The organism is Roseateles sp., assembly GCF_036486225.1.
In the GTDB taxonomy this organism is placed as follows: Bacteria; Pseudomonadota; Gammaproteobacteria; order Burkholderiales; family Burkholderiaceae_C; genus Roseateles.
The window spans coordinates 1-5,933 of record NZ_DASVNZ010000382.1 but is presented as its reverse complement, the minus strand read 5'-3'; the positions used below and the strand labels follow the sequence as shown (position 1 = coordinate 5,933).

9 protein-coding genes are annotated in these 5,933 nt (G+C 67.1%); all 9 read left to right on the top strand.

The window, feature by feature from the left end; translation table 11 throughout:
* Positions 1-359: ABC transporter permease subunit (locus tag VF536_RS24660; protein ID WP_414710446.1), on the top strand; the 359-nt coding region annotated here is incomplete at its 5' end.
* On the top strand, positions 352-1,161 hold the full coding sequence (locus VF536_RS24655) for an ABC transporter ATP-binding protein (RefSeq protein WP_331617584.1): 810 nt from the start codon (positions 352-354) through the stop codon (positions 1,159-1,161). The genes VF536_RS24660 and VF536_RS24655, both read left to right, overlap by 8 nt.
* Positions 1,158-1,871 (top strand): ABC transporter ATP-binding protein, encoded by a 714-nt coding sequence (locus VF536_RS24650; protein WP_414710445.1) that lies wholly within the window; start codon positions 1,158-1,160, stop codon positions 1,869-1,871. The genes VF536_RS24655 and VF536_RS24650 overlap by 4 nt, the downstream gene beginning before the upstream one ends.
* A 33-nt stretch (positions 1,872-1,904) precedes the next feature.
* Entirely contained in the window at positions 1,905-2,348 is a 444-nt protein-coding gene (locus VF536_RS24645; RefSeq protein WP_067281665.1) for an acyl-CoA thioesterase, read from the top strand.
* Positions 2,349-2,361: 13 nt separating this feature from the next.
* Positions 2,362-2,817, top strand: coding sequence for a RidA family protein (locus VF536_RS24640; protein WP_331617582.1), 456 nt, complete (start codon positions 2,362-2,364; stop codon positions 2,815-2,817).
* A gap of 36 nt (positions 2,818-2,853) precedes the next feature.
* Positions 2,854-4,047: an acyl-CoA dehydrogenase gene (locus tag VF536_RS24635; RefSeq protein ID WP_331617581.1), complete on the top strand. Its 1,194-nt coding sequence runs from the start codon at positions 2,854-2,856 to the stop codon at positions 4,045-4,047.
* A 333-nt stretch (positions 4,048-4,380) separates the two neighbouring features.
* Positions 4,381-4,575 carry a hypothetical protein gene (locus VF536_RS24630; RefSeq protein ID WP_331617580.1) on the top strand — a complete coding sequence of 65 codons (195 nt, stop codon included), beginning with the start codon at positions 4,381-4,383 and terminating at the stop codon, positions 4,573-4,575.
* Positions 4,575-4,994, top strand: a complete 420-nt coding sequence (locus VF536_RS24625; RefSeq protein ID WP_331617579.1) for a hypothetical protein — start codon at positions 4,575-4,577, stop codon at positions 4,992-4,994. The genes VF536_RS24630 and VF536_RS24625 overlap by 1 nt, the downstream gene beginning before the upstream one ends.
* A 249-nt stretch (positions 4,995-5,243) precedes the next feature.
* Positions 5,244-5,933: alpha/beta fold hydrolase (locus VF536_RS24620; RefSeq protein WP_331617578.1), on the top strand; the 690-nt coding region annotated here is incomplete at its 3' end.

Here is a 5,933-nt window from a genome sequence, read left to right as displayed (position 1 = left end):
GGACGGCCTTCGTCGTCGCCGGCGCGATCGCGGGACTGGCCGGCGCGCTGCTGGCCAACCTCAATGGGCTGGTGTCGCCGCACCTGATGCATTGGTCGCAGTCGGGACAGCTGATGGTGATGGTGATCCTGGGCGGCGCCGGCGCGCTGTGGGGCGGTCCGCTCGGCGCGGCGGTGTTCCTGCTGCTGGAGGAGCTGCTGTCCGGCGTGACCATCCACTGGCAGTTCGCGCTCGGCGCGATCCTGCTCGTCGTGGTGCTCTTCGCGCCCCGTGGATTGACGGGGCTCTTCGATCGCTTCGGCGCGAGGAAGACCGCACCGGCGTCGACGGCGAAGTCGAAGGGAGCCGCACATGCGTGACGGCGCGACCGCACCGACGGGCTTGCCATCCGCGCTGCCTGCGCTCTCGCTGCTCCAGGTCCATCGCCTGGTGAAGCGCTTCGGCGCGCTGACCGCGACCGACGAGGCGAGCTTCGATGTCCGCGCCGGCGAGACCCACGCGCTGATCGGCCCGAACGGCGCCGGCAAGACGACGCTGATCCACCAGATCTCCGGCGCATTGGCGCCGGACGGCGGCGGCATCTTCTTCGACGGCGAGGACGTGACCGCGCTGACGATGCCCCGACGCGTGAGCGAGGGCCTGGTGCGCTCGTTCCAGATCACCAGCATCTACCGGCGCTTCACGGTGCTGGACAACGTCGTGCTGGCAGTGCTCGCACGGCGTCCGTCGGCGCCGTCGTGGTGGCGCTCCGCGCGCGCTGACGAGGCGGCGTATGCCGATGCCGAGGCGATGCTCACGCTGGTCGGCCTCGCGGCGATGGCGGACCGGGTGGCGGGCAGTCTCGCGCACGGCGAGCAGCGCCAGTTGGAACTCGCGCTGGCACTGGCCGCGCGGCCGCGGCTGCTGCTGCTCGACGAACCGATGGCCGGCATGGGACCGGATGAATCGGCCCGGATGGTCGAATTGCTGTCCGCGCTGAAGGCGCAACACCTGACCCTGCTGCTGGTCGAGCACGACATGGACGCGGTGTTCAGACTGGCCGACCGGGTGTCGGTGCTGGTGAGCGGGCGCGTGATCGCGACCGGTTCGCCGGACGAGATCCGCCACGATGCGGCGGTCAAGCAGGCCTACCTCGGCGACGAGGCGGAGGAGGCCGCATGAGCGACGCACTGCTCGAGATCGACGGCCTGCGCGCCGGCTACGGCGACAGCCAGGTGCTGTTCGGCCTGGACCTGCGCATCGCGCCGGGCGAGGTGGCGACGCTGCTGGGCCGCAACGGCATGGGCAAGAGCACGACGCTGCGCTGCCTGACCGGCTGGCTGGCGCCCAGCGGCGGCCGCATCCGCTTCGCGGGCGAGGACGTCACCGGCTGGCGCGCCGACCGCATCGCGCGGCTGGGGCTGGCGATCGTGCCCGAGGGGCGGCAGATCTTCCCCAACCTCAGCGTGCTGGAGCATCTGCGGGCCTTCGAGGCCAACCGCTGCCGCGCGACGGAGCCCTGGACCGTCGATCGCGTCTTCGCGCTCTTCCCGCGCCTCAAGGAACGTGCCTCCAACATGGGCCAGCAGCTCTCGGGCGGCGAGCAGCAGATGCTCGCCATCGGCCGCGCGCTGGTGACCAATCCGCGGCTGCTGGTGCTGGACGAGGCGACCGAGGGCCTCGCGCCGCTGATCCGCGAGGACATCTGGCGCTGCCTGGACACGCTGCGGCAAGGCGGACAGACGATCCTGGTGGTCGACAAGTACGTGAAGCGGCTGATCCGGCTGGCGGACCGGCACAGCATCCTGGAGCGCGGGCAGGTGGTGTGGCGCGGGGACTCGACGGCGCTCGCGGCCGACCAGGGGCTGTGGCATCGGCATCTGGGCGTCTGAGTGGGGCAGGAACGACATGACGAGGGGGACGACATGACGGCAGCTTTCGAGCGCGAGGTATTGATCCGCTTCGGGCACTGCGACCCGGCGGGCATCGTGTTCTTCCCGCGCTATTTCGAGATGCTGAACGCCTTCGTCGAGGACTGGTTCAACGAGGGCTTGAGCGTTCCGTACGCGGAGCTGCTCGGCCCGCGCCGCGTCGGCCTGCCGACGGTGCAGCTGCAGACCAACTTCGAGCGCATCAGCCGCCAGGGCGAGCGGCTGACGCAGAGGCTGTGGATCGAGCGCGTCGGACGCAGCTCGCTGTCGTTGCGCGTGAGCTTCGACGGTGCGGACGGACCGCGCGTGAGCTTCGGCCAGGTGCTGGTGTGCACCTCGCTGGAGACGCACCAGTCGCAACCCTTCCCCGAGGACGTCCGCGCCGCGCTGGTGCGGGCGGTCCAGCAGCAGCAATCCCATCAATCGTCAGAGCAGTAGAGGAGTCACGACGATGAGCAACAACCACGACGACAACGACAACGACAACGAGAAGACAGGCGCCGACAAACGGGTGCTGCAACCGGCCGGCTGGGCGGCGCCGCGCGGTTACGCCAACGGCGTTGCCGCGACCGGCACGCTGGTCAGCGTGGCCGGGCAGATCGGCTGGAACGGGCAATGCCAGTTCGAGAGCGACGACTTCGTCGCGCAGTGCCGCCAGGCGCTGAGCAACATCAAGGCGGTGCTGGCCGAAGCCGGCGCCGAGCCGCGCCACATCGTGCGGATGACCTGGTACCTGCTGGACAAGCGCGAGTACGTCGCGCGCGGCCGCGAGGTGGGCCAGGCCTACCGCGAGGTCCTCGGCAGCGAGTACGGGATCGCCATGACCGCGGTGCAGGTCGCGGGTCTGATCGAGGACCGTGCGAAGGTTGAAATCGAGGTGACAGCGGTGGTGCCGGCGCGGGACTAGGATCGGTTTGAACGCATTCAAGAACGGAAGAGACACATGAGCCACGCATCCAAGGCCGCGAAGGCGGCATTCCACTGGGACGATCCGCTGCTGCTGGACCAGCAGCTGACCGACGACGAACGCGCCGTGCGCGACGCCGCGGCGGCCTACTGCCAGGACCGTCTGGCGCCGCGCGTGCTGGAGGCCTTCCGGCACGAGCAGACCGACGTGGCGATCTTCCGCGAGATGGGCGAGCTGGGCCTGCTCGGCCCGACGATCCCGGAGGAGTACGGCGGTGCCGGCCTCAACTACGTCTGCTACGGCCTGGTCGCGCGCGAGGTGGAGCGCGTGGACAGCGGCTACCGCTCGATGATGAGCGTGCAGAGCTCGCTGGTGATGGTGCCGATCAATGAATTCGGCAACGAGGCGACCAAGCGCAAGTACCTGCCCAAGCTGGCCAGCGGCGAGTGGATCGGCTGCTTCGGCCTGACGGAGCCGGATCACGGCTCGGACCCGGGCTCGATGGTGACGCGGGCGCGCAAGGTGGACGGCGGGTATGCGCTGAGCGGCAGCAAGATGTGGATCACCAACAGCCCGATCGCCGACGTGTTCGTGGTCTGGGCCAAGGACGATGGCGGACAGATCCGCGGCTTCGTGCTGGAGAAGGGCTGGAAGGGCCTGAGCGCACCGGCCATCCACGGCAAGGTGGGCCTGAGAGCGTCGATCACCGGCGAGATCGTGATGGACGAGGTCTTCTGCCCGGAGGAGAACGCCTTCCCCGACGTGCGCGGCCTGAAGGGCCCGTTCACCTGCCTGAACAGCGCGCGTTACGGCATCGCCTGGGGCGCGCTGGGCGCGGCGGAATTCTGCTGGCACACGGCGCGGCAGTACACGATGGACCGCAAGCAATTCGGCAAGCCGCTGGCGGCCAACCAGCTGGTGCAGAAGAAGCTGGCGGACATGCAGACCGAGATCACGCTGGGCCTGCAGGGCTGCCTGCGGCTGGGCCGCATGAAGGACGAGGGCACCGCGTCGGTGGAGATCACGTCGATCATGAAGCGCAACAGCTGTGGCAAGTCGCTGGAGATCGCGCGCACGGCGCGGGACATGCTGGGCGGCAACGGCATCAGCGACGAGTTCGGCATCGCCAGACACCTGGTGAACCTGGAGGTGGTCAACACCTACGAGGGCACGCATGACATCCATGCGCTGATCCTGGGGCGCGCGCAGACGGGGATCGCTGCGTTCTGAGAACGTCGGTTCCCAGAGGGAGAGAAGGGCGCCGAGGCGCCCTTTTTCGTGCCCAAGTTATATGCAGAACCTTGCAATTTTGCGTGGTTCTGCATACGGATTGGGCAATTCCCCCCCCATTAGGGGAATGGCTGTTGAAGCATCGCTTCAAGAGGGGTGAAGTCTTTCAGCAACGACTACTGATACGGGTCATTGATCGAGCATTTCGCCGGTGCGAAGCTGTAGCGCTTCCTCTCCTGAACAGCGTCCCCGGACGACGGGAATCTTCAGGTTTGCCAAACCCGTTCACGCCCACCTCACTCCGGCAGCCTCACCGCTGCGGCATTGCCCTTCATGAACAACTCGGCCGCTCGCAAGTACATCACCGTTCACACGATCAGGCGCGCGAATCAGCATCTGATGACCCGAGGGCGGGACTATGAGCCGTCGCCTGCTGTGCGAGCGCTGATGCCCAGCCGGGAAGAGATCCTGAAGGCTGCAAACAATGCATTCGAGCGATGGTTGGCGAAAGCCAAAGTCACTGCTTGATGCTGCCTCAGACCTTTCAAACCTTTGTCGATCACCGCCAGGACCTTGCCGGTCTTATCGCCTACGCGCTGTACAAGGCGGACAAGATCGATTTCATGAAGACGCATCCTGACGAGGATGTGCATGGATTCGTCCTTGGGATGAATCTTCCATCGCAGATCGAGGCCTATCGTGCCGAGGCTTTGACGATGCTGGAGGATATGGCTCAGCAGTCGCTCGCCAACGCGCTGGCCGATGCTGATGCCGATCACTTGCGGCAGCTGAAACAGATCGAGCGCACGCTTGGCTTCTGGCCCAGTGTCTGGTCCAACGTGGTCGCGAATCTGATCGCCGCAGCGGTCTCGGTTCTGGTCGTCGTTCTGGTGTTCGGTAGCAAGCTGAACTTCTGGGTCAATCTGCTGAAGTACCTCGGCGAATAGGTCCTGCCCCCAGAGTCCGCTGCGACGGGGACGCCGCCGACATGCGCGACCTCACCATTTCATTTCACGAAAGAGTCCTTTCGACGCTGCCCGGATTCTCTTGATCCGAGCTGTAGCCGAGCATTCAACCCATCGATCGGACGGGTTTGAACAGCAAGTCGAAGAGGGGAAACCGCTGCCACTGAGCAGCCCCTGATGCGCCTTCAGACCGGTCCGGAGAGTTCTTCTCTTCAGATCAAAGGTGCATCTATGAAACGCAATCCCATCGCGACACACGCCGCCGCTGCGGCCGCCGCGCTGACCTTGTCCGCTGCCGTCGTCGGCACGGCGTCGGCCGCGCCCATCCACTACCGCTCCGTGACCGTCGGCGGCGTGCAGGTCGCCTACCGCGAGGCCGGCGACGCCAGCAAGCCCGCCATCCTGCTGCTGCACGGCGTGCCGAGCTCCTCCCGCATGTACGACGCGCTGATGCGTCGGCTGGGCGACCGCTACCACCTGGTGGCGCCGGACTATCCCGGCTTCGGCCACAGCGACGCGCCGTCGCCGGCGCAGTTCACCTACACCTTCGACCACCTCGCCGAGGTCGTCGGCAAGTTCACCGACGCGGTGAAGCTCGACCGCTACGTGCTCTTCATGCAGGACTACGGCGCGCCGGTCGGCATGCGTCTGGCCGCCGCGCGCCCGGATGCGATCCAGGGCATGGTCTTCCAGAACGGCAACGTCTACGACGACGGCCTCGGGCCGTTGTGGGCCAAGCGCCGCGCGTTCTGGACGGATCGCGCCGCGCATGAACAGGAAGTCCGCGCCGGCCATCTGGCGCTGGCGACGACCCGCGCCCGGCACGTCGGCACCGATCCCGACGTCGAGGCCTACGACCCCGATCTCTGGACCGACGAGCACGCCTACCTGAACCGCCCGGGTCAGGCGGAGATCCAGTCC

What these genes read in the sequence shown, in the direction of transcription:
- VF536_RS24630 (WP_331617580.1), top strand. Translation starts at nt 4,381, where the DNA reads ATGAACAACTCGGCCGCTCGCAAGTACATCACCGTTCACACGATCAGG.
- VF536_RS24650 (WP_414710445.1), top strand. Translation starts at nt 1,158, where the DNA reads ATGAGCGACGCACTGCTCGAGATCGACGGCCTGCGCGCCGGCTACGGC.
- VF536_RS24655 (WP_331617584.1), top strand. Translation starts at nt 352, where the DNA reads ATGCGTGACGGCGCGACCGCACCGACGGGCTTGCCATCCGCGCTGCCT.
- VF536_RS24635 (WP_331617581.1), top strand. Translation starts at nt 2,854, where the DNA reads ATGAGCCACGCATCCAAGGCCGCGAAGGCGGCATTCCACTGGGACGAT.
- VF536_RS24640 (WP_331617582.1), top strand. Translation starts at nt 2,362, where the DNA reads ATGAGCAACAACCACGACGACAACGACAACGACAACGAGAAGACAGGC.
- VF536_RS24645 (WP_067281665.1), top strand. Translation starts at nt 1,905, where the DNA reads ATGACGGCAGCTTTCGAGCGCGAGGTATTGATCCGCTTCGGGCACTGC.
- VF536_RS24625 (WP_331617579.1), top strand. Translation starts at nt 4,575, where the DNA reads ATGCTGCCTCAGACCTTTCAAACCTTTGTCGATCACCGCCAGGACCTT.